This window comes from Pelosinus fermentans JBW45, from assembly GCF_000271665.2.
GTDB lineage: Bacteria > Bacillota > Negativicutes > DSM-13327 > DSM-13327 > Pelosinus > Pelosinus baikalensis.
In genome coordinates, this window is the sequence record NZ_CP010978.1 from 2,626,393 (window position 1) to 2,649,467 (window position 23,075).

Sequence of the window (23,075 nt, forward strand, 5' to 3'; positions counted from 1 at the left end):
ATATATCCTCCGCCTTTAACCTTTAGGTTTTATTTCTTCCATAGTGAAAGCTTCAATGATATCGCCTTCTTTAATATCACGGAATTTATCAATTGTAATACCACATTCATAGCCTGCAGCTACTTCTTTTACATCATCTTTGAAGCGTCGTAAGGATTCTAATTCACCTTCATGAATCACAATGCCATTACGGATTACACGGACTTGAGACGAATTGAGTATTTTTCCTTCTAATACATAAGCACCAGCAATAACAACCTTTGAAATTGTAAACAACTGACGTATTTCTACACGACCTTGAAGTGCTTCTTTGTATTCTGGTGCCAGCATACCTGTCATAGCAGCTTCCACATCATGTAATGCTTCATAAATGACACGATATAGTCTAATGTCTATCTTTTCAGATTCGCCAGCTTTACGGGCATTACCATCTGGACGAACATTAAATCCTATAATTAATGCATTAGCAGCAGAAGCTAACATTACGTCAGATTCATTAATAGCACCTACTCCAGCATGCACAATGTTCACTCTTACTTCTTTGTTATTAGCATTTAAGGCTAGCAATGACTGACGTAATGCTTCAACAGAGCCCTGAACATCGGCTTTAATAACAATATTAAGATCTTGGATATTTCCATCTTGAATTTGTTTAAATAAATCATCAAGTGAAACTTTTTGTGATTGCATTAATTCATCTGTACGTCGTTTAGCAATACGTTTTTCTGCTACCGCTCTTGCTATTTTTTCATCTACTGCAACCAGAACATCACCTGCTTGTGGTACATCAGCCAAGCCAAGTACCTCTACAGGAGTAGAAGGTTCAGCTTTTTTCACTTTCTCACCACGATCATTTACCATAGCTCGAACTTTACCATAGGCAATTCCAGCAATAATAGTGTCACCGATATGCAGAGTTCCTTTTTGCACTAATACAGTAGCTACTGGACCGCGTCCTTTATCAAGCTTTGCTTCAATAATTGTACCATAGGCTTGACGATTCGGATTTGCTTTAATTTCTTGCATCTCCGCTACTAATAATATCATTTCCAAAAGCTCATTTATACCAGTTTTCTTCTGTGCAGAAACTGGTACCATGATGGCTTCGCCGCCCCAGTCCTCAGCAACAAGACCGTAATCAGATAGCTGTTGCTTGATTCGATCAGGGTTCGCACCAGGACGATCCATTTTATTAATCGCTACGATGATGGGAACATTAGCAGACTTAGCATGATTGATGGCTTCAATAGTTTGTGGCATGACCCCATCATCTGCCGCTACTACTAAAATTGCAATATCCGTTACCTGTGCTCCGCGAGCTCGCATCGCTGTAAAAGCCTCATGTCCAGGAGTATCGAGAAAAACAATTTTTTTACCTTGACAAGTTACTTTATATGCACCAATATGTTGCGTAATTCCACCAGCTTCTTGAGAAGTTACATGTGTTTGCCTGATAGAATCTAATAAAGAGGTTTTACCATGATCGACATGTCCCATAACGGTAACCACTGGTGGTCTAAGAACAAGGCTGGAAGGATCATCTTCAATTTCCGCAATTTCAGTAGGGTCTTCTTCAGGTGGTAATTCTAGTACTTCAACTCCAAATTCTGTTGCTAACAATGAAGCCGTTTCAAAATCAAGATCTTGATTTATCGTAGCCATAACACCAAGCATCATAAGTTTTTTGATTACTTCACCAACATCACGACACAATTTGCTCGACAGTTCTTTAACTGTGATAGACTCACCTAATTTAACGCTTTTAGGTTTTGGTGGTTCAATTTTAACAGCTGGTGCGGCACCACGGGATTGGAAACCGCGATTTGCTTGCGGCCGTCTATTGAAATTTCCTCCCCCTTGGTTTCGTTGGGCGTTATTATTGTTAGTAGAGCGGTTGTTATTTGATTGAAATTTATTAGGAGGAGCAGCAGGTCTAGATTGTACAGGAGGTTGTTGGGTTCCTGCATTCCTTGGTTGAAAATTTTGTTGTGGTGGACGTTGTCCTTGGAAAGGTGCCTGCGGTGGACGTTGTTGATTCTGGGTATTTTGTGGTGGACGTTGTCCTTGGAAAGGTGCTTGCGGTGGACGTTGTTGATTCTGGGTATTTTGTGGTGGACGTTGTCCTTGGAAAGGTGCTTGCGGTGGACGTTGCCCTTGGAAAGGCACCTGTGGCGGACGTTGCTGATTTTGTTGAGGTCTGTTTTGGTTAGATTGATTTTGCCAAGAACGTTGTGGTTGAGGATTAGAAGCAGGACGCTGTTCCCCACTATTACTCAACGGTTGTTGCCTACCATCGCTTCCAAGAGAACGTGTTGTTTGCGTTGGTTGTTCTTGAGTTCTTGGTTTATTTTCAATAGTTGAGGTTCCTGATGTAGGTGTGGAAGTTATTTTATGCGCAAAGGTCCGGGTAATAACATTCTTGGCATCATCATCCACACTACTCATATGATTTTTTGCTTCCATATTGTTACGGTTTAAAATATCAATAATAACTTTACTTGTTGTATTAAAATCTTTGGCTAATTCATATATTCTATATTTGGACATTCATCTACCCCCATTTTCTTTTTCAATAGTGAATTGTATTACTTAACTATTGAGTAATTTTTTAACTGCATTTGTAAATCCAGTATCTGTTATTGCTAATGCAGCACGATATACTTTTCCGATACATTGTCCTAATTGCTCTTTTGAAAATATTTCATAAAGATCAACTTCATAATAGGCAGCCATATCATTATAACTTTTTTTTGTAGCATCCGAGCAGTCTATGGCAATGATAAGAAGTTTAGCTTTACCCGATTTTATTGCCTTTTCAACAGATAATTCTCCTGAAGAAATTTTCCCTGCTTTTTGTGCTAAACCGAGTAATGAAATTATCTTTTCTTCTTTGATCATGTTATAATACCAGATCGTAATTGTTCATATATTTCAGGATTGACTACTCTTTTTAATGCTCGTTCTAATCTTTTTTCTTTAAACGCTTTTGCCAAGCATTGTTCATTACAGCAAAGATATGCGCCTCTTCCTGATTTTTTACCAGTTGTATCTAAAATAACATCATCATCAGGAGTGCGGACAATTCGTAATAACTCTTTTTTATTTTTCATTTCTTGACAACCAACACACATACGTTGAGGAGTTTTTTTCTGTATAACCATAAAATCCTCCTAAGAACCAACTTGAGATTCGCTTTTAATATCAATTTTCCAACCAGTAAGTTTTGCAGCTAGACGAGCATTTTGACCTTCTTTACCAATTGCTAACGATAATTGATAATCAGGCACTACCACTCTCGATATTTTTTCAACTTCATTAATTTCTACACTGACTACCTTAGCTGGGCTTAATGCATTAGCGATATATTTAGCAGGATCAGTATTCCATTTTACAATATCAACCTTTTCACCTTTTAGTTCATTAACGATTGATTGTACACGCATGCCTTTATGACCAACACAGGCGCCTACCGGATCAACATTTTCATCACGTGAATATACTGCGAATTTTGAACGTAAACCTGGTTCTCTAGCCACAGACTTTATTTCAACAATTCCATCGTGAATTTCTGGAACCTCTAATTCAAATAATCGTTTTAATAATCCTGGATGTGTCCGGGATACTAATATTTGAGGTCCTTTCGTTGTTTTCTTCACTTCAATTATGTACGTTTTTAATCGATCACCATGTTTATAGACTTCCCCTGCAATTTGTTCAGAAGGAGCTAAAATAGCTTCTGCTTTGCCAAGATCAATAAAAACATTTTTTTGTTCAATACGTTGAACAATACCAGTTAGAATATCACTTTCTCTATTTGAAAATTCATCATAAATAATGCCACGTTCCGCTTCCCGAATACGTTGCACTACTACCTGCTTGGCTGTTTGAGCTGCAATTCGGCCAAAATTTTTCGGTGTAACTTCGACCTCGACAATATCTTCTAAATCATAGCGTATATCTAATAATCTTGCCTCAGTGAGATCGATTTCCAGACGTGAATCGGTTACTACCTCAACAACTGCTTTACGGGCATAAACATGAATTTCACCTGTTGTTCGCTCTAATGATACCCGTACATTTTGAGCTGAGCTAAAGTTTCTTTTGTAAGCTGAGATAAGTGCTGCTTCTATTGCCTCAAACAAGACTTCAGGGGCAATTCCCTTTTCCTTGCCTAATTGTTCAAAAGCCTGCATAAATTCTGCGTTCACCTAAATTCCTCCTATTCAATTTTGCGTATTAAAAATCAACAAATAACCTAACTTGTGAAGTTTGATTGCGTGGAATGATCATTTCAACACCATCAATATCAATGCTGATATTACCATTATTTAAGTTGTTTAATGTACCTACAGTACGTTTCTGACCATTAATTGGTGCAAATGTAGTAATTTCAATTTTATCGCCAATGTGACGGACAAAATCCCTGTCTTTTCTTAGTGCACGGTCAAGTCCTGGTGAAGAAACTTCTAAATAGTAACTTTCTTTAATGGGGTCAAGTTCTTCCAATTTTGCTTCAAGCTGCTCACTTACCCAATGGCAGTCTTCAATCTCAATACCGCCTTCTTTATCTAAAAAGATGCGAAGATACCATTCGCGTTCTTTGATATATTCTACATCTACTAATTCAATTAGACTGTTAGCGACAATATTTTGAACAATATTCTCTATCAAATTCTCAATATGCTCTTTTGACATACAAAACCTCCTACCTAAGTATATTTTTCTATTATCTTAGTCTTGCCTAAAAATATGTAAGCTTATACCCTATATTTGGTAGGCTAAAATAACCACTAAGCTGAAAGAGTGGGTATTATACCCACTCTTTCAGCGCAAAAAAAACATTTATACTACCACTTAGTATATCATTATATAGTGGCATTTACAATAACATTTTGTTTTAAACAAGGAATTTAGAATCGGTTTCGCATTAATTAGTTGTTATTCATTATCCGAAAAGCATCATTTGATCTGATTCAGGTAAGTCAGTGAGGCAACCGTGGGTTTTTAATATATCCACTACTGTTTTTGATAGACGTGCTCGATTCCTTAGGTCTTCCATAGATGAATAGGGAATTCCTTTACGTGTAAGGGCAATATTATGCGCTGCATTTTCTCCCACACCTTGTAAGGAGGATAAGGGCGGTAAGAGTCCATTATCTACAACTAAGAACTTAGTTGCATCAGATTTATATAGGTCAACTCTTTGAAAAATAAAACCACGCAAATACATTTCCAAAGCCATTTCAATAATAGTAACGAGTCCCTTTTCTTTAACAGTTATGTTATTTCCTTTTGATTCAAATTCATTTAACTTATTTCGTAATACAACCTCTCCCTGTAACACAAGTTCTGCATCAAAATCAGTACCTCTTACCGTAAAATAAGAAGCATAAAAAGCTAAAGGGTGATGAACTTTGCAATACGCTATACGAAAGGCCATCATAACATAAGCAACTGCATGGGCTTTTGGAAACATATATTTAATTTTTTGGCAAGATTCAATATACCACTCTGGTACATTTTTCTCACGCAATTTTGCGACATCCTCCGGCTTTATGCCTTTTCCTTTACGTACACCCTCCATAGTTTTGAAGGCCAAAGAAGGATCAACACCTTTGTGAATAAGGTACATCATAATATCATCACGGGCTGAAATAGCTTCAGATAATTTGGCTGTACCTGCTTTAATCAAGTCTTGAGCATTATTTAACCATACATCTGTTCCATGGGAGAAACCACTGATCCGTACTAATTCACTAAATGTTTTGGGTTTGGTGTCGTCTAACATTTGTCGCACAAATTTTGTTCCAAATTCGGGAATGCCAAATGTTCCAACAGTACTACCTAATTGTGCAGGTGTTAAATTCAATGCAGTAGTTGATGAAAATAAGCTCATCGTTTCCGTATCATCTAGTGAGATCGTTTGCGCATCAATCCCAGTTAGGTCTTCTAACATTCGAATAACCGTTGGATCGTCATGACCGAGAATATCAAGCTTAACTAAGCGGCTACTAATGGAATGATAATCAAAATGAGTGGTAATTGTTCCAGAAGTCTTATCGTCGGCAGGGTGCTGTATGGGCGTAAAATGATGAACATCCATATCCCTTGGTACAACCATAATACCCCCTGGGTGTTGTCCAGTAGTTCGCTTTACTCCAGTGCAGCCATTAATCAAAGCATTAATGTAAGCATTGCGTGGGGTAATTCCTTTATCAGTAAAATAATTTTTCACATAACCATATGCTGTTTTATCTGCTACAGTAGCAATCGTTCCTGCACGAAATACATTGTCCTTGCCAAATAATTCTTCTGTATATTTATGAGCTGTAGGCTGATAATGTCCAGAAAAGTTTAAATCAATATCAGGAACCTTGTCACCATGAAAACCCATAAAAACAGCAAATGGAATATCATGGCCATTTTTTACCGTAGGAGTATTGCATTGTGGACAAATTTTGTCAGGCAAGTCAAATCCGCCTCCATAGCTGCCATCCGTAACAAATTCACTATATTTACAGCTCGGGCAGCTCCAGTGTGGAGGTAAAGGGTTAACTTCCGTTATATCTGTCATAGTGGCAACAAAAGAAGAGCCAACAGAACCTCTTGAACCTACCAGATAGCCATCGTCTAATGATTTCTTTACTAATTTATGAGCAATAAGATACAAAACAGCAAAACCGTTATTAATAATGGCATCCAATTCATATTTTAATCGCTCTGCTACCACTGGTGGCAATGGATTGCCATATAATTGTTCTGCCTTATGATAGGACATCGATCGGATCTGATCTTCAGCACCAGGAATTTGTGGTGAGTAAAGCTCATCAGGAATCGGTTTAATTATTTCAATTAGCTCGTTAATACGTCGTGGATTTTCTACAACGACTTCATAGGCCTTGTCATTGCCAAGATATACAAATTCATTCATCATTTCTTCTGTAGTACGAAAATACAAGGGCGGTTGTTGATCAGCATCACTAAAGCCTTTACCAGCCATCATGATTCGTCGATATACTTCGTCTTCGGGGTTTAAGAAATGTACATCGCAGGTTGCTACCACAAGTTTATTAAGCTTAACACCAATTTCGCAGACTTTGCGATTAATTTGTCTTAAGCCCTCTTCATTTGCTACCATCCCTTCGCGGATTAAGAAAGAATTATTGCCGATAGGCTGAATTTCCAAATAATCATAAAACTCAGCAATTCTAAGTAATTCTTCGTCATTTTCTCCACGCAGTATAGCTTGAATCAATTCGCCTGCTTCACAGGCTGATCCTAATAATAAACCTTCTCGATACTCCATTAGTATTTTGCGAGGAACACGAGGTGTTCTATATAAATATTTTATGTGGGATAATGAAACTAAACGATATAAATTTCGCAAACCAATACTATTTTGGGCCAATATAATAATGTGACGAGCTTTCTTTAGATCTTCGTCAACTAGGTAGCCTTCCATACCGTAAATTACTTTAATGCCTGCTTTGAGGGCGGCTTCGTGAGCTTCTGGGAATGCTTGGACTACACCGTGATCAGTAATTGCAACCGCAGAGTGGCCCCAGTTAGCAGCAGTCTTGATAAGATCTTTGGCTGATACCATAGCATCCATATTACTCATGCGTGTATGAGCATGTAATTCAATTCGTGTTGTTGGAGCATTATCCATGCGTGTGACAATATTAACCTTGCACATACTGTCAGCATAGAGAACTAATTCATTGCTGTATTTATCAAATTGAACAGTACCTTTCGCTTTTACTGTCATCCCTTTTTTCAAAATTGCAGAGACTTTAGCAAACTGTTCTTTATCTTTATCTTCAAAGAATACTTTGCCACTAAGACCATCTGTTAAATCACCCATATCAAAAGTTAAGAGCTGTCTTCCTGAACGCAATTCGCGCAACTCAAAATTTACCAGTTGACCCTCTACTACAATATTACGAGCTTCATCTTGAATACTACTCATAGGCACTGGATCAGCTTTAATATTTCTGCCAAAAATAATGGGATTGTCGGCCTTTGCCTCACTCGGTGATTTATGTTCGGTTAATGCTTCTAAATATTCAGGAGTTAATAAGTCTTCGTGGCGAGTGATTTCAGTAATAGCTGTAGTGATACATTTGACGGTGCAGTTTCGATTAAACTCAGCCAATATAAAGGATTGCATATTTTGTATAGTTCCATGGGTGGAAAAGATTTCAGCAGCTAAATCACCGACGGTTTCAATCGTTAATGTTTGACCATCAAAGTTCCACTTAGCATTTGTAAGTAAATGTTTAACAGAATGTATATTATTCGAGATTCGAGCAACAAAATCTAACCAATTATGCGCTAAATAATCTTCTAATACTCTAATACGTTGAATAAAATTTACTTTTTTTAAGCCACAATCAGTACAGAATTTTTCTTCCGCTACTATTAACATGTTTTTGGATAATTCTTTTGGTACCGTTATAAATATATCCCAAGTACTTAGCGTAGTATGAACTTCAACCTTGGTAATTTTACAATATTTAATTAGTTCTTTATCTTCAGCCTTCATTGGTAATTGTGAAAGGAAAGACAAGAAATTTTCAGGATTATCAGGTATAATACAATAACTATACATTGTCACAAACCTCTTTCGTGATCAAACACTCTTTAGAAATATAAGCTTTAATAAGGAATAAGAGAATTTTGATATTTTGTCATTCTTTTATTTTAACATAGTTTTTATAAAATAGAGAGTGTAATTGAAGACTTAGTATATATCAGCAGAAAGTATACACAAAAAAAATCCTAATTCTTTTTGTGTATACTTTCTCTACTAGCAAGGGGTATAGGTTTAAATAACATTGCTATTCTATTGAACCAACCTTTAAATGATACGTACCATTTACTAATGAAACCAATACTTGATTGTCATAATACTCAAGTATATTAATCGCGGTATTATCTTGTTTTATATTCCAGAGATAGTTCAAATGAATATTAAGCACTGCACATAAAATAGTACGTATGGTTCCTCCATGAGAAACAACAACAATCGTTTGATCTGGATGCTTTTCTACCAATTTTGTTAAGGCAATGGTAGACCTTTCTTTTACTGCTCTAAAGGTTTCACCCTCTGGGATCTCAATTTCATCAGGATGAGTGAGAAGCTTAGTCATCAGATCTGACCACTGATTATTGATAGCAGCGTAGGTTAGTCCTTCCCATTTGCCAAAATTAATTTCCCTAAATTCAGGTATAGTTTTAACCTGTAGTTGATGCTTTTTAGCAATGCATTCGGCTGTCGTAAAAGCACGGCATAAATCACTAGCATATACAGCAGAAATTGATTCTTCTGCTAGAATATTTGCTGCCAAATTAGCTTGTCGTATGCCTTCTTCAGTTAAAGCTACATCACAATGTCCTTGATATTTCATTTCTAAATTCCACTGTGTTTGTCCATGACGGACTAAAATCACTTTTGTCATTAAATTCCCCCTAATAGTCTTTTCAATGTATCGATTAAAATACGATTTTGTTCCTTATGTTTTACAGCTACCCGGATGTATTCTGAAGATAATCCTGGGTAATTACTGCAATCACGAATTAAAATATTATGCTTTTCCATAACGTTCCGTAATTGCTTTGCTGTCATAGCTGTCTCTTTAATATTGATTAAAATGAAATTTACAGATGGTAAGTATGGTTTTAAATTTTTTATTGTTAATAATTTATTATATAACTCTAGTTTTGCTTCAGCAACATAGTCTTGGCTTAGTTGCTGATAATCATTATCGGATAATGCAATAACACCAGCATTTTGTGCCAAAGTATTAACATTCCAAGGATCTTTTCCTGCGTGTAACATCATGGTAATTCTAGGGCTGGCTAGACTAAAACCAAGTCGTAGCCCTGGTATGGCGTAAAACTTGGTAAGTGAATGCAAAATGATAAGGTTTTCATATTGCGTTAATAAATGACGACAAGTGTAAGTATCTGCATTGGGTAAAAAGTCGATAAATGACTCATCAATGACTACATAGGTATTCTGTATTTTAGCGACTTCTAATAGCTTTTCTAGCTGTTTATTTGTCAATAAGGTACCAGTTGGATTATTAGGATTGCAGATAAATATTACATCAATATCAGTGAATCGTTTCATCAGTTTTTCTATATCAATCTCAAAACTATCTCGCTCATCAAGATAAAAATATTCGATATTTGCTCCACTAGCTCTTGCTGCACGTTCGTATTCACTAAACGTTGGTGCAGTTACTAATACTCGTTTGGGGGCTAGCATATGACATAAAATATACATCAGCTCTACCGCTCCATTACCTATTGTTATTGATGCAGAGTCTACTCGATAATGTTGGTTGATTGCATTCTTTAAAGCATAACCTTGCGCATCAGGATAATGGATAATGGATTCTAGAGACTCATGTAATGTTTGTCGAATTTTATCTGAGATACCTAAGGGATTAATATTAGCACTAAAATCTAATATTTCAGAGAAACCGCCACCTGTCTCTCGCATTTTAGCATACAAATTACCACCATGTTCAAAAGCATTGATTCCACTCATTACTATCACCTTCTTGTTTCATTAATCCACCAGAAATAAATTTTACAATACGCAAAAATTTAACACCATTACAGTGCCTGTTGATCTCTTCGATACAAGGCGAGCAGTGCTGCAGTTGATTTGGCGGAAATAGGACTCCAACCACAGTACCGCTGTGAGCAATATTTACTCCCACTGCTCCCCAGGATAAACTAATGCTGATCATTTCTTCTAAATAGGGTTTAAACAATATTTTCTGATTCGCTAATGCACTAAGGGTAGCTCCTTTACCGAGAAGAGAGAGATCATTTGTAGTAAGTCCTTTAACAATTAAATTCATGGCCTCTTGTACTTGTAATTCTTTAGCTTGGTTTAATTTTTCTAAGTCATTGCGTTGATTAAAGTAAAGGGTATCTATTTCTCCTCCAACATCAAAAATTGCAAGATACATTGGAATTGCATTTCCTAAGTACTGACGAATATGTCCTTGTATATGGTCAAATAATACAATACCCGGATAAAATATACCATCGGTAGGTTCTATCGATAAAGCAATATCTGCTATTTCATCAGGCGATAAAATTTTTCCGGTACTTAAAGCAATACTTTGGCAAGTGGCACTAATATCTGCACTGCTGGAAGCCATTCCTTTACCAATTGGCAATTCTGATCTTAGATTGACATAAAAGTTATCAGTAATTTGTAAATAATGGAGTGTTTTCTCGATAGCGGACATAACCTTATTACCAACACTCAATGATGCCGTACCCTCACATGGTTTTACTGTAACTTCAGAATATAGATCAATAGGACAAGTAATCAAAAAGTTTCTTCCAGCAATTGTACCTTGTGCTAATTCACCACAAGACCCAGGAGCTTTGACTGTTATCCTCATACAATTGTTCTCCAATGAAGTTATTATTTTAGTGCAGATTATATTTGAAAATTTACAATATCTACTAATTAGTACAAAAATACGAGGAGCAAAACTATTTCGGTTATTTCAGTAATCGAACCATAGATATCACCAGTCAAACCACCGATTAGTTTTTTTACATAATTAGAAAATAATAGAGTAACAACAATCACAGCAAATAGGCTCACAATAGCCTGTTTACCCAAAGGTATTACAAATAGTAAGGTGAGTACAGTGGCAATACATAAAGTGTATTTACCTGCATATTGAGCAAAAGCTTTACCGATACCATCAGGGCGAGCATAGGGAAATACAGTAATTCCAACGACCATTGCAAATCGGCCTAATAATGGCATCATAAATAAGGCTGTAGGAAGCCCTTGGGGAGGAATGTCCATAATGAGTGACCACTTTAGTATGGCAAGCAATACAAAAGCCATCACACCATTAGCTCCAATTCTGCTGTCTTTCATTATTTCTAACATTCTGTCTTTAGACCGACCAGAAAAAATGCCATCCATAGTATCCATGAAACCATCACAAGTTAGACCACCAGTAAGTAAAACATTAGAAATGATCAAAAAAATTGCTAATACATGGGGTGGTAGATACATCCCAATATAAGGGAGGAAATCAGCCAATACATGATGTACTAGCACGAGAATAATCCCAAGGATAGCACCTATTAAGGGGAAATATTTGACACTTCGACCAAAGCTTTCAGGTGACCATTCCGATTGTTTAGCAACTTGAATTCGCGTTAAAAACTGTAATCCGGTTATAAAATTATTCATTTTTATTCTATAGCGTAAGTACGCTATCCTCCAACATTGTCATTTTTAGCACTGCTTTAAAAATATTATACCATCAGCTTAGAATAGATGAATAAAATCACAATAAAAAAAGCCGTTGTTATGTACATGATATGAATTGTCTGTTTGATATGAATTGGAATTAGGGAAACTTTTGCTTCTCCCATATAAGCACGTTGTGAAGCGATTCCCCCATAAAAATTTAAACCACCTAAGCGGATACCTAGCGCGCCAGCGACAGCTGCTTCTGATAGTCCACTATTAGGACTGGGATGTTTTTTTGCATCTTTCCAAATTGCCTTACTTGCTCCGATAAAATTAAAGCGCAGCACAATTGTAGCTAGCAAAATGAAGAGCGCTGTTAAACGCGCTGGAATATAATTAAAGAGATCATCAACACGAGCTGCGCACATGCCGAAATCCTTATATTTATCGTTCTTGTATCCTACCATAGAGTCCAGAGTATTTACTGCTCGATATAAAAACGCTAATGGAACTCCACCAACTATAAAATAAAAGAGGGGTGAAATAACGCCATCAACAATATTTTCTGCGATGGTTTCTACTGTTGCTCTTGTAATTTCTGGAACAGTAAGTTTATCTGTGTCTCGTCCAACAATCCAGCCTACTTTAAATCGAGCTTGTTTTAAATCACCAGATACTAAGTAATGGTAAATTTCATTTCCTGCCTTAGCTAAACTATTAGGTGTAATTGTAAGGCTCAACAAAAGAGCTCCTCCAAGGAATTCGGCCCAGGGATGAATTTGAGATAAGAGCTTTAATATCCACCAAGTAATACTATAAGTTATCCCTAAAACTAAGATTACAAGTAGCATACCAGTTATTTTTTTTAATGTATGGGAATATCGAGGGTTTAATAACTTTCTTTCCCAAAAAGCAATACAATTACCAATCATTACTACAGGATGCAGAGAGGAACGAGGGTCACCGAGAAACGTATCAATTAATATAGCAACTAGGGGCAAATATTGCTCCATTATTTTGAACCCAGAAGTGTATAAATTAATTCCATATTAAGGCTATTCCTCACTGTATCTGCTAAACGATTATAACTATTTTCTTTTCGGGTATGAGTGTCATTCACTGATTCAATAGGAGCTAAACCTTTACGTATTCTTAAGGCATTCAGTAGGTTACGGCGATATTCATCATTATCAAAAATACCATGAATATAAGTTCCCATGACTAAGCCATCCGAACGTACCACCCCATCAACAGATATTAGTGGCTGGTCTGATCGACTAGTGATCGTAAAGGCGTTTTGGAGATTATCTAAAAACTCAGTACGTCCCATGTGAATTTCATATCCTGTCAAATGCTCGCAGCTAAATTTTACGCCTAAGAAACCATTATTATTACAGCTAGCAGTTACTTGGTGAGTCACTTTACTAGGTGTAAATGTTGTGGCAATATCTAACAGACCAATACCTGCAATACTATCTAAATTCGACTCCGTATGTTCGGGGTCTGCTATTTTTTTCCCTAACATCTGATACCCACCGCAAATACCAATCAGAGGTGTACCTGATTTTACTAATTCAAGGATTTGTTCTTCATATCCTTGTTGGCGTATATATAATAAATCTTCAATCGTATTTTTGCTTCCTGGTAATAGTATAAGATCAGGTTTACCAATGGATTCACCTTGTTTAATATAACGAACATTGACATCTATTTCGCTGGTAAAGGCCGCAAAATCTGTAAAGTTAGATATTTTAGGTGTTCTAATGACTACGATCTCAAGTTCGCGGGTACTCATTATTTGTTTATCATCAAGAGATACTGAATCTTCATCGTCAATACCTAATTGATCAAGATGTGGTACTACACCTACTACAGGTTTCCCCGTTTTTTCTTCTAAAAATTCTAAAGCTGGTTTTAATAGATCGATATCGCCACGAAACTTATTAATAATAATCCCCTTAACTAAATCACGTTCGTCAGGATCTAATAATTCCAAGGTGCCAACAACAGATGCCAAAGCGCCTCCACGATCAATGTCGGCAATTAATAGTACGGGTGCTGTCAGCATTTTTGCAATGCGCATATTCACAATGTCATTTGCTTTTAGATTTACTTCTGCTGGGCTGCCAGCTCCTTCAATTACGATAACATCAAATTCAGTACCTAAATAGTCCAAGCACTCTTTAATAACACCTAATGCCTTGAGACTGTAACCAGTATGATACTCTTTAGCTGTCATATTGCCGATAGCCTTACCCATTAAAACAACCTGTGAACAAGAATTACCCGTTGGTTTTAATAAAACTGGATTCATTTCTACTACAGGTTCCAAACCAGCAGCTTCTGCCTGAGCAACTTGAGCTCGGCCCATTTCGCCACCTGTTTTAGTTACATATGAATTTAAAGCCATGTTTTGTGCTTTAAAGGGTACTACCTTTTGTCCATCTTGCAAGAAGATGCGGCATAAAGCGGTTGTTATTATGCTTTTTCCCACATGTGAGCTTGTTCCTTGTAGCATAATGGTTTTAGCCATGATGCACCTCCTTAGTAATCTGCAAAGCTATTTTTTTTAATTCGACAGGCAAACCACAAATGACCAAGTATACTTCATCTGATCCGGCAGCTATCTTTTGATTAACCATACCTGCGACATCTCGATATTCACGCGCCAACGCATTTTCTGGCACAATACCCATACCTACTTCGTTTGTAACAAATACTACTGTAGCTTGACTTTCACGAGAAGAATACAATAATTTATCAATTTCTTCCATGATGTATTGATACCTTTCTTCTCGATTAGCGGGCGTACTATCTGATAATAACAAATTACTTGTATATAATGTCAAGCAGTCGAATAAGATAACATCCGCCTTTTTAGCGGCCTCCAGGAATATTTGATCAGCATGATATGGTGCTTCAAATGTTTGCCACGTATCTGGCCGACGTTTACGGTGCAGATTTACGCGACTTTGCATTTCTTGATCATAAATATGAGCAGTAGCAATATACGCTACTTGATCGGATTGTGCAGCGGCATATTGCTCAGCAAAAACACTTTTCCCACTTCTGGTACCACCTGTAATAAGTACAATTTTTCCTTGCATTTATATCAATCTCCCAAGGATCGTTATTTTCTTCCTTGCTTAAACTCCATACATTTAGTAAGAAAACGAAGGGCATTCTGCTCATTGCCAGCAAAATGCATATGTAGATAAGATGCAACTATGTTTTTCTCAGCATAGCCACCAGAATAAACTGCTCCTGTACGCGTTTTCTTAAACTCAAAAGCCCAGGGAAATGGTTCATGAATATCGTCATGAGTCATCTGTGAAAAATGAAACTCATGACCTCGCAAGACATCTCCTGCAGCACATAAGACACTATCAGTCAACGCAGTTGCTTCTACGTAACCCACCGTTTGCAATTTAGATTGCATATTGCATTTGGCTGGTATTACTCCCACCATATCATATTCTTGCCCTTTAAAATCAATAATCGTTTTAGTCAAATACATAAAACCACCACATTCAGCATAAAGAGGCATACCTTCTCTGCAGGCTTGCCGAATGGATTCATGCATGCTTGTATTCTTAGTTAATTCATTGACAAACATTTCGGGAAATCCACCGCCAAATATCAAACCATCAACTGGAGGAAGTGTACTATCTTTGATCGGACTAAAGGGGATGATTTCTGCCCCCAAAGCTTTAAGAACATCAAGACTTTCTGGATAGTAAAAGGAAAAAGCTTCATCTTGTGCGACACCGATACGTATATGTAGTGGCGAGTGATGAAAATCATTTGTCTTTTCTGATTTTGTATTTAAGGTTGAAGATTGATATGCGATTTTTAAAAGTTCTTCAAGATCAACTTGAGCAGAAATTTGTTCTTGCAATTGACTCATCATACCATGAGCGTCATGTTCCGTAACTGGAGTTAAACCTAAATGTCGTTCTGGCATATGTAAAGCTTCATTACGATAAATACAACCTAATACAGGAATCTTTATTTTTTCTAAGGCTTCACAGATCATATTCTGATGATTTTTTGATCCCAGCCGATTAATGATGACTCCTGCCAAATTGACCTCTTGGTCATACATTTTAAACCCTAGTGCAATGGCTGCAGCGCTTTCACCGATAGACTTTGCATCAATCACTAAAATGACGGGAGCATCGAGCAGCTTCGCTATAGCAGCTGTGCTGCTTATACCTGTACGACCTCCATCATATAACCCCATTACTCCTTCAATAATAACGATATCATTATCAAAAGCTGTTTTAGCAAAAATAGGTACTAACTTATCGGCCGGGATTAACCAAGTATCTAAATTATGTGCGGCTTTTCCACTTGCTAATTGATGATATCCTGGATCAATATAGTCAGGTCCTACTTTATAAGATTGAACGGTAAGACCTTTTTGCTTTAAAGCCGCTAAAATTCCTGTAACAATCGTGGTTTTCCCCACGCCGCTATTTGTACCGGCAATAATGATACGTGGGATCTTAAAGTGGGACATAGTTCCCCTCCCTTCTTAGTACGTTGTCGGGTGTTTTTATCTTTTATGCATATACAATAGAGCATTTGTGATTGCAGCAGCGATTGGACTACCACCTTTGTTACCCCTGACTGTAATATATGGAACAGGTGAGGTTTCGGCTAAAAAGTCCTTGGATTCACTGGCACCAACAAAGCCTACAGGAACGCCAATAATAAGGGCAGGCCTGATTGTTGTTTCCTTCATCAAATTAAGTACTTCAAATAAAGCAGTTGGTGCATTTCCGATAGCTACAATCGAGCCGTGCAAACGTTCACCGAATGTACGCATAGCTACCATTGAGCGGGTTATACCAAGCTCTTTTGCTGTAGATGCGACCTTTTCATCACTAATCAAACAATGGACAGTTCCGCCATTGTCTGCCAAACGACGCTTATTTATGCCAGTACGCACCATTTCCACATCACAGAAAATATTACATCCGGCCTCTAATGCAGCACATCCTGCCCGAATAGCATCTTTATGAATTTCAATAACTTTCGAATATTCCGGGTCACCCGCTGCGTGAATGATACGTGAAAAAACCTTTACTTCTTCGTGTGTCAAATTTAGTTCAGCCAAATAAGGAGCAATGATTTCCATACTGCGCTCTTCTATAGCCATAGGTTCTGTTATATAGTGCACTTGTGTACCCCCCCAATAAACTTTATTACATCTTCTATATCATATACTACATTATGATATGGAATAACTGGTCTATCAATCATTACTAAAGGCAGATTTAGTGACATGGCAGCAGTAATTTTAGTATCGCTACCGCCAATTTGTCCACTATTTTTTGTTATAATTACCTCGGTGTTATATTCTTGAAATAATGCGATATTCAGATTATGAGAAAAAGGACCTTGCATTGCTACGATATCTTTAGGTTTAAAGCCTAAAGATAGGCACTCTGTTAATACACTTGGTTCGGGTAATACACGGGCAATTAACCTGTGATTTTGTAGGCAGCTTGTGTTTTTAAAGAGTTTGAGGTGGCGACTGCCAGTGGTGAGAAAGACAACCTTGCCTAAGACGGATGCCATTTTTGCAGCTTCATCATAATCATGGACAACATGTAAACCATGATATGCTGGCAAAGGGGCCTTAGGACGTTCATACCTAACATAGGATGTGCCAGTAGATTGACAGGCTTTCATTGCATTTTGGGAAACATTAATGGCATACGGGTGGCTAGCATCTACAATTAAATGAATATGATTCATGCCGATAAAAGAAATAAACCCATCTGTATCTAGAGGACCAGTATGCACTAATTCTTTATCAAGTTGTATCAAATCACGACCATAATCACTAAAAACTGATACTACGACTGGGTATCCCTTTTCGGTTATTAAGGCTGCCAGCTCCCGTCCATCTTTTGTTCCCCCAAGAACTAAAATCATAACTTGTATCCACGAGGTGTAATCATACGATTTTCTTGTACATAGGTTTGACTATTTCCGATAATTACCAAAGAAAACATATCGATGAATTCTTTGGTAAAGTCATTAAGATTCGATATGACCATATTTTCGCCTTCCCTAGTGGCATGATGGACAATTCCTACAGGAGTGCCTGCTGTTCGATGTTTTAATACAATTTCTCGCACTTCTCTAATTTGGCTGGTACGACGTTTACTTTTCGGATTATATAGGGCAATGACAAAATCTCCTGCTGCTGCCATTTCTACCCGCTTTCTAATAACATCCCAAGGAGTTAATAGATCGCTTAAGCTAATTACAGCAAAATCATGCATGAGAGGTGCTCCTAATACGGCAGCAGAAGCTCCCACAGCACTTATTCCTGGTATGATAATTACTTCTGGGCGAATATCTGCTTCGTATTTCATGGCTAATTCTAAAACCAGACCGGCCATACCATATACACCTGGGTCGCCGCTAGAAATAACCGCAACCTTTTTTCCTGCTAAGGCTTGATCCACAGCACTTTGACAGCGTTCAATTTCTTGCATCATACCAGTGCCAATAATTTTTTTATTAGTTAATAATTCAGAAACTAATTGAACATAGGTATTATAACCCACGATTACATCCGCATTTTCAATACTTTCTCTGGCTCTAGGACTCATGTCAAGCAAACTGCCTGGTCCTATTCCAATTACTGCTATTTGACCGGGGCAATGGCCACCGTTACATTCTTGTACTTGGTCTTTGGAAGAAGAAGTTTGTTCGACTGTCCCGCTAAGATTGCTGCTGCTGCACATACATTTCCCACTCCTATCTCTTTTTTGACAAAATTTGATTCTTCTAATTGATATGTTTCAATACACTCCTGCAATTGCTCGTTAACGAAGAAAATACTGGGTACATTCAACTGTTGAATGACTGATAATAATCCTTCTTCATCCTGTTTTACAATCGTACTGCCAATAATCGAAATGCTGTTTATACTACGTCCAATTTGAGTACAAGCATCTTTCATTGCTGCTAAGATTTCTTCCCTGCTAGTATTGCGTCTGCAACCTATACCAACTGCAAGAGTCAAGGGACGTAAATATAATTGATTCTTGTTGATGGGCAATAATTGATCAGTAATAATAACAGCGGCATCATATTCTTCATTAGGTAATTGAGATAAATCTTTAAAAATAACACCTTGTTTTGCTGCTTCTTGATCATATAGATTTTGATTGATTAATGTTTTATCTAAGAAAAACTTGACAGTATCATTATTGACAATAGCAGAATTAATTGTTTTTAATTGTGTAAATGGTTCTAGCTTTAAATTCAGTTTTACGGCCAACATATCTGCTGCTGGTTTTTGTGCAAGATCGGTAGCTGTGGTAATGACAGGCTCAGCATCTGAAATCTCTGCAATTAAGTGAGCAAGTTCATTGGCTCCACCAATATGTCCTGCCAATAAACTAATTACGTGCTTTCCATTATCCCCCATAACCACAATAGCTGGATCAACACGTTTATCAGAAATATAGGGAGCTATCACTCTTACCACAATACCTGTTGCCATTATAAACACAAATCCATCATATTTAGAAAATATATCACCGATTAGCTTGCTTAATAAATCATAGGATATTGATTTCAGTGGATTGCGTCCTGTTTTAGCAAAAACATCCGCTTTCTTTCCAAGTTTAGCTAGTTTTTCTGCTAATGCATTACCCAGTAATGCGCCCTGGTTTGTTACGGAAATGATTGCTAACTTCATTTTGCATCTCGGTACATATGTCCAAATTCGGGGGCATATAATCTAGAAAGTGCATATTGACTGTCTAAACAGCGCCCTACAACAATCATCGCTGTGCGATCAATCTTCGCATCAGTGATAATTTTTCCAATTGTAGAAACTGTACCTCTAAAGATTTTTTGATCAGGCCACGATGCTTTTTGCACGATTGCTACTGGAGTATCTTGATGATAACCACCATCTATTAATTCTTTCATAACGCTGTCTATCATATGTACACTCAAAAAGATACACATAGTAGCATTATGACTGGCCAATAAAGCTAGTTTTTCTTTTTCGGGTACTGGTGTACGGCCCTCAAGACGTGTAATGATAACCGTTTGCGAGACATCAGGTAACGTATATTCACGTTGTAAAGCTGCGGCAGTTGCCAAGAAAGAACTGACGCCAGGTATCACTTCATAAGAAATATTCTTCTTATCTAGAGCATCCATTTGCTCTTGAATAGCCCCATAAATACTTGGATCTCCAGTATGTAATCGAACCGTTTTTTGGCCACGTTCTGTGGCCTTCTCCATAACTTCTATAACTTGATCCAAAGTCATAGAGGCACTATTATAAATAGAGGCTCCCTGCTTTGCTAGCGACAGCAAGGCTGGGTTTACTAACGAACCTGCATAAATAATAACATCTGCCTCACCTAATAAGCGTTGTCCTTTTACAGTAATAAGCTCAGGGTCCCCCGGACCTGCTCCTACAAATGATACATGCATGAATGAACCTCCTGATTAATTAAAATTCTCTAACGAATAGAGTTAGATATTCTTAGTGGATGTAATAAGATAGATTGGATTTAAAGCTTGCAGCATATTACTTGTTTTAATATGTTTTATACGTGTTACTTGCATACCGAAAGCTTCTATGGTAAATTCAGGTTTAGCTTGCATAGTATGTAAGGCTTCATATAAAGTTTCAACGGTAATTGCCGTAATTACTAATCGTCCATTTGATTTTAATAAATAATTACTTTGCTTTAAGATTTCCTGTAAATGACCACCGCTGCCTCCAATAAAAATTACATCAGCCTTTGGAATGTTCTGTAATGCTGTTGGAGCAGTTCCAGAAATGACTTCAACATTAGCCGCACCAAATTTTACAGCATTAGCACGAATTAAATCAACTCCTTCTGGATGACGCTCTATAGCATATACAGTACCTTGGGGAGCCTGAAGTGCAGCTTCAATTGAAAGAGATCCAGTACCTGCACCAATATCTATAATAATATCGGTGGGGCGTATCTTAGCTTTATTCAGAACTAAGATACGAACTTCCTGCTTCGTCATTGGTATGTCGCCCCGCAGAAATTCATCATCACTAATACCTGGGAAATAGGTCATATTGTCACCACCATTACACAATGAGTAAATCCATCGACTTCTTTGATTTCACCTAATGTTAAGTGTTTAATTTTTTCATTTTCATAAGATAAATTAGCACATAACCATACCTTTGAATGTAATGGCCAACCATGCTCAAGGAGTACGTTTGCAATATATAAAGGATTTTGTTCAAAATCAGTTAATATGCCAAGCTTTTTTTCAGGATCATAATTGAGATCAATATCTTTGGCTTGTCGTCCATGCATACTAATCAAAACTGCATCCTGCCATATTTCAGTGATCCTGGCAAAAGCTAACTGCATCGAACTAATACCAGGAATAACCGTAATCTGTGCCGAGGAAAATTTGGTTTTAAGGGTAGCTAAAAAACTATAAAAGCCAGGATCACCGGAAACCATTACAACTACATCGTTATCAATTAGGGATGTAGCGATAAATGTTAATACCCCCTTTAGGTCATTGTCAATTACTTTAGTAATTCCATGATCAGGAGCAAAGGTTGCAAGAGCACGCTTACTGCCTACTAATACCTTTGCATGAGCAATGATGCGGCTAGCCACTGGCAAGATGTAATCAGGTGAACCTGGTCCTATTCCTACTACTATTATTTTATGTTCCATCCTAATTTGCCTCCAATTTCTCGTGCCGTATCATCAACCGCCAATAAATCACCTTGCAGAGTGATCATTGCGGTACCTACTTTTAAATCACCAAATACATATCGTTCAGCCCGAATGCTGACTCTTTCAGCAATTACACGATATACATCATTTAATTTAAATTGTGTAATAATGGGCATAGCGGCTTCAGTAGTATTGCACGTTAATATTTCTTGTATAGCCTGCTGTGGAGCACCAAGGGCAGCCATGTAGGCGGCTAAAGTTTCAAAGCGAGCATCAGCTACACGGTTATGAGTATGAAAAATGCCCGCAGCTACTTTTACGAGCTTTCCTAAATGTCCAAAAATTAAAACTTGTTTCATACCATACTGCACAGCACTTTCTAACATATGTCCTATAAAATTACTAGTTTGGATTACTGTTTCTGTTGGCAGATGATATCGGTTAATAGCAATATCCTGGCCAATTTTCCCGGGAGCAAAGACTACTTCGTCATACCCTAAGGCTCTCACCATTGATATTTGCGGTGACAACGAATTTTTAAAGGCTTCCTCTGACATTGGCTCAACAATGCCTGTAGTACCTATAATAGATAAACCATTGATAATGCCTAAAGTAGAATTTAAAGTACGTTTTGCTAATTTTTCACCTTCAGGTATCGAAATGGTAACCGTTACGCCATGCCCAGCAGGTAATACATCTTGTATGGCCTGCATAATCATCTTGCGGGGACCAGGATTAATTGCAGGTTGTCCAACTGCTACAGATAGACCTGGCTTTGTTACAATACCAACTCCTATACCAGCTTGTAGGATTATTTCATTTGCAGTATTAATTTCTATTTCAGCAGATATAGTTGTACCATGTGTTACGTCGGGATCATCGCCAGCATCTTTTATTACACTGGCTTTTCCACCAAAACTTAGACGCTGACTCGTTGCAATTTTCACTTGAATCATATGTCCCTGCGGTGACGCAACATCAACCATTTTGGGTAATTCACCTTTCCATGCTAATAAGGCTGCTTTAGTGGCAGCAGCTGCACAAGTACCTGTAGTAATTCCAGATTTCATCTTTTTTGACAAAATAAATCCCCC

22 protein-coding genes are annotated in these 23,075 nt (G+C 37.4%); all 22 read right to left on the reverse strand.

All coding sequences use genetic code 11. The features are described 5' to 3' along the window. Positions 1-15: 15 nt before the first annotated feature. A complete protein-coding gene (gene infB, locus JBW_RS11570; RefSeq protein ID WP_007956396.1) occupies positions 16-2,547 on the reverse strand; it encodes a translation initiation factor IF-2 in 2,532 nt (843 codons plus the stop codon). Positions 2,548-2,589: 42 nt separating this feature from the next. Beyond that, complete coding sequence (locus JBW_RS11575; protein ID WP_007956395.1) at positions 2,590-2,898, reverse strand: L7Ae/L30e/S12e/Gadd45 family ribosomal protein; 309 nt, start codon at positions 2,896-2,898, stop codon at positions 2,590-2,592. After that, positions 2,895-3,161, reverse strand: coding sequence for an RNase P modulator RnpM (gene rnpM / locus JBW_RS11580; RefSeq protein ID WP_007956394.1), 267 nt, complete (start codon positions 3,159-3,161; stop codon positions 2,895-2,897). Before rnpM ends, JBW_RS11575 begins: the two co-directional genes overlap by 4 nt. A gap of 9 nt (positions 3,162-3,170) precedes the next feature. Further along, complete coding sequence (gene nusA / locus JBW_RS11585; protein WP_007956392.1) at positions 3,171-4,208, reverse strand: transcription termination factor NusA; 1,038 nt, start codon at positions 4,206-4,208, stop codon at positions 3,171-3,173. Between the two features lie 28 nt (positions 4,209-4,236). Then, entirely contained in the window at positions 4,237-4,695 is a 459-nt protein-coding gene (gene rimP, locus JBW_RS11590; protein WP_007956390.1) for a ribosome maturation factor RimP, read from the reverse strand. Positions 4,696-4,945: 250 nt separating this feature from the next. Continuing rightward, positions 4,946-8,611, reverse strand: a complete 3,666-nt coding sequence (locus tag JBW_RS11595; protein ID WP_007956388.1) for a PolC-type DNA polymerase III — start codon at positions 8,609-8,611, stop codon at positions 4,946-4,948. Between the two features lie 229 nt (positions 8,612-8,840). After that, the gene (locus JBW_RS11600) at positions 8,841-9,461 is read right to left on the reverse strand and encodes a histidine phosphatase family protein (RefSeq protein ID WP_007956386.1); all 621 of its coding nucleotides are present in this window, start codon (positions 9,459-9,461) and stop codon (positions 8,841-8,843) included. Further along, positions 9,461-10,558, reverse strand: a complete 1,098-nt coding sequence (cobD, locus tag JBW_RS11605; RefSeq protein ID WP_007956385.1) for a threonine-phosphate decarboxylase CobD — start codon at positions 10,556-10,558, stop codon at positions 9,461-9,463. The genes JBW_RS11600 and cobD overlap by 1 nt, the downstream gene beginning before the upstream one ends. Then, the gene (locus JBW_RS11610) at positions 10,536-11,432 is read right to left on the reverse strand and encodes a GHMP kinase (protein ID WP_007956384.1); all 897 of its coding nucleotides are present in this window, start codon (positions 11,430-11,432) and stop codon (positions 10,536-10,538) included. Before JBW_RS11610 ends, cobD begins: the two co-directional genes overlap by 23 nt. A gap of 68 nt (positions 11,433-11,500) precedes the next feature. After that, positions 11,501-12,247, reverse strand: a complete 747-nt coding sequence (gene cobS, locus JBW_RS11615) for an adenosylcobinamide-GDP ribazoletransferase (protein WP_007956383.1) — start codon at positions 12,245-12,247, stop codon at positions 11,501-11,503. A 65-nt stretch (positions 12,248-12,312) separates the two neighbouring features. Continuing rightward, positions 12,313-13,263, reverse strand: coding sequence for an adenosylcobinamide-phosphate synthase CbiB (cbiB, locus tag JBW_RS11620; protein ID WP_007956382.1), 951 nt, complete (start codon positions 13,261-13,263; stop codon positions 12,313-12,315). Next, positions 13,263-14,783, reverse strand: a complete 1,521-nt coding sequence (locus JBW_RS11625) for a cobyric acid synthase (RefSeq protein ID WP_007956381.1) — start codon at positions 14,781-14,783, stop codon at positions 13,263-13,265. The genes cbiB and JBW_RS11625 overlap by 1 nt, the downstream gene beginning before the upstream one ends. After that, on the reverse strand, positions 14,776-15,357 hold the full coding sequence (gene cobU, locus JBW_RS11630; RefSeq protein ID WP_007956379.1) for a bifunctional adenosylcobinamide kinase/adenosylcobinamide-phosphate guanylyltransferase: 582 nt from the start codon (positions 15,355-15,357) through the stop codon (positions 14,776-14,778). The genes JBW_RS11625 and cobU overlap by 8 nt, the downstream gene beginning before the upstream one ends. A 23-nt stretch (positions 15,358-15,380) precedes the next feature. Beyond that, positions 15,381-16,772 (reverse strand): cobyrinate a,c-diamide synthase, encoded by a 1,392-nt coding sequence (locus JBW_RS11635; RefSeq protein ID WP_007956376.1) that lies wholly within the window; start codon positions 16,770-16,772, stop codon positions 15,381-15,383. A 36-nt stretch (positions 16,773-16,808) separates the two neighbouring features. Continuing rightward, positions 16,809-17,435, reverse strand: coding sequence for a precorrin-8X methylmutase (locus JBW_RS11640; RefSeq protein ID WP_007956375.1), 627 nt, complete (start codon positions 17,433-17,435; stop codon positions 16,809-16,811). Then, positions 17,423-18,196, reverse strand: a complete 774-nt coding sequence (cobK, locus tag JBW_RS11645; protein WP_007956373.1) for a precorrin-6A reductase — start codon at positions 18,194-18,196, stop codon at positions 17,423-17,425. The genes JBW_RS11640 and cobK overlap by 13 nt, the downstream gene beginning before the upstream one ends. Further along, positions 18,193-18,891, reverse strand: coding sequence for a precorrin-3B C(17)-methyltransferase (gene cobJ / locus JBW_RS11650; RefSeq protein ID WP_007956371.1), 699 nt, complete (start codon positions 18,889-18,891; stop codon positions 18,193-18,195). The genes cobK and cobJ overlap by 4 nt, the downstream gene beginning before the upstream one ends. A gap of 26 nt (positions 18,892-18,917) precedes the next feature. After that, complete coding sequence (locus JBW_RS11655; RefSeq protein ID WP_007956369.1) at positions 18,918-19,979, reverse strand: cobalt-precorrin 5A hydrolase; 1,062 nt, start codon at positions 19,977-19,979, stop codon at positions 18,918-18,920. Continuing rightward, positions 19,976-20,731: a precorrin-4 C(11)-methyltransferase gene (gene cobM / locus JBW_RS11660; protein ID WP_007956366.1), complete on the reverse strand. Its 756-nt coding sequence runs from the start codon at positions 20,729-20,731 to the stop codon at positions 19,976-19,978. Before cobM ends, JBW_RS11655 begins: the two co-directional genes overlap by 4 nt. Positions 20,732-20,773: 42 nt before the next feature. Continuing rightward, on the reverse strand, positions 20,774-21,355 hold the full coding sequence (gene cbiT, locus JBW_RS11665) for a precorrin-6Y C5,15-methyltransferase (decarboxylating) subunit CbiT (protein WP_007956364.1): 582 nt from the start codon (positions 21,353-21,355) through the stop codon (positions 20,774-20,776). After that, positions 21,352-21,978, reverse strand: a complete 627-nt coding sequence (gene cbiE / locus JBW_RS11670; protein WP_007956362.1) for a precorrin-6y C5,15-methyltransferase (decarboxylating) subunit CbiE — start codon at positions 21,976-21,978, stop codon at positions 21,352-21,354. The genes cbiT and cbiE overlap by 4 nt, the downstream gene beginning before the upstream one ends. Beyond that, positions 21,963-23,063 (reverse strand): cobalt-precorrin-5B (C(1))-methyltransferase CbiD, encoded by a 1,101-nt coding sequence (cbiD, locus tag JBW_RS11675; protein ID WP_007956361.1) that lies wholly within the window; start codon positions 23,061-23,063, stop codon positions 21,963-21,965. Before cbiD ends, cbiE begins: the two co-directional genes overlap by 16 nt. Between the last annotated feature and the right edge of the window lie 12 nt (positions 23,064-23,075).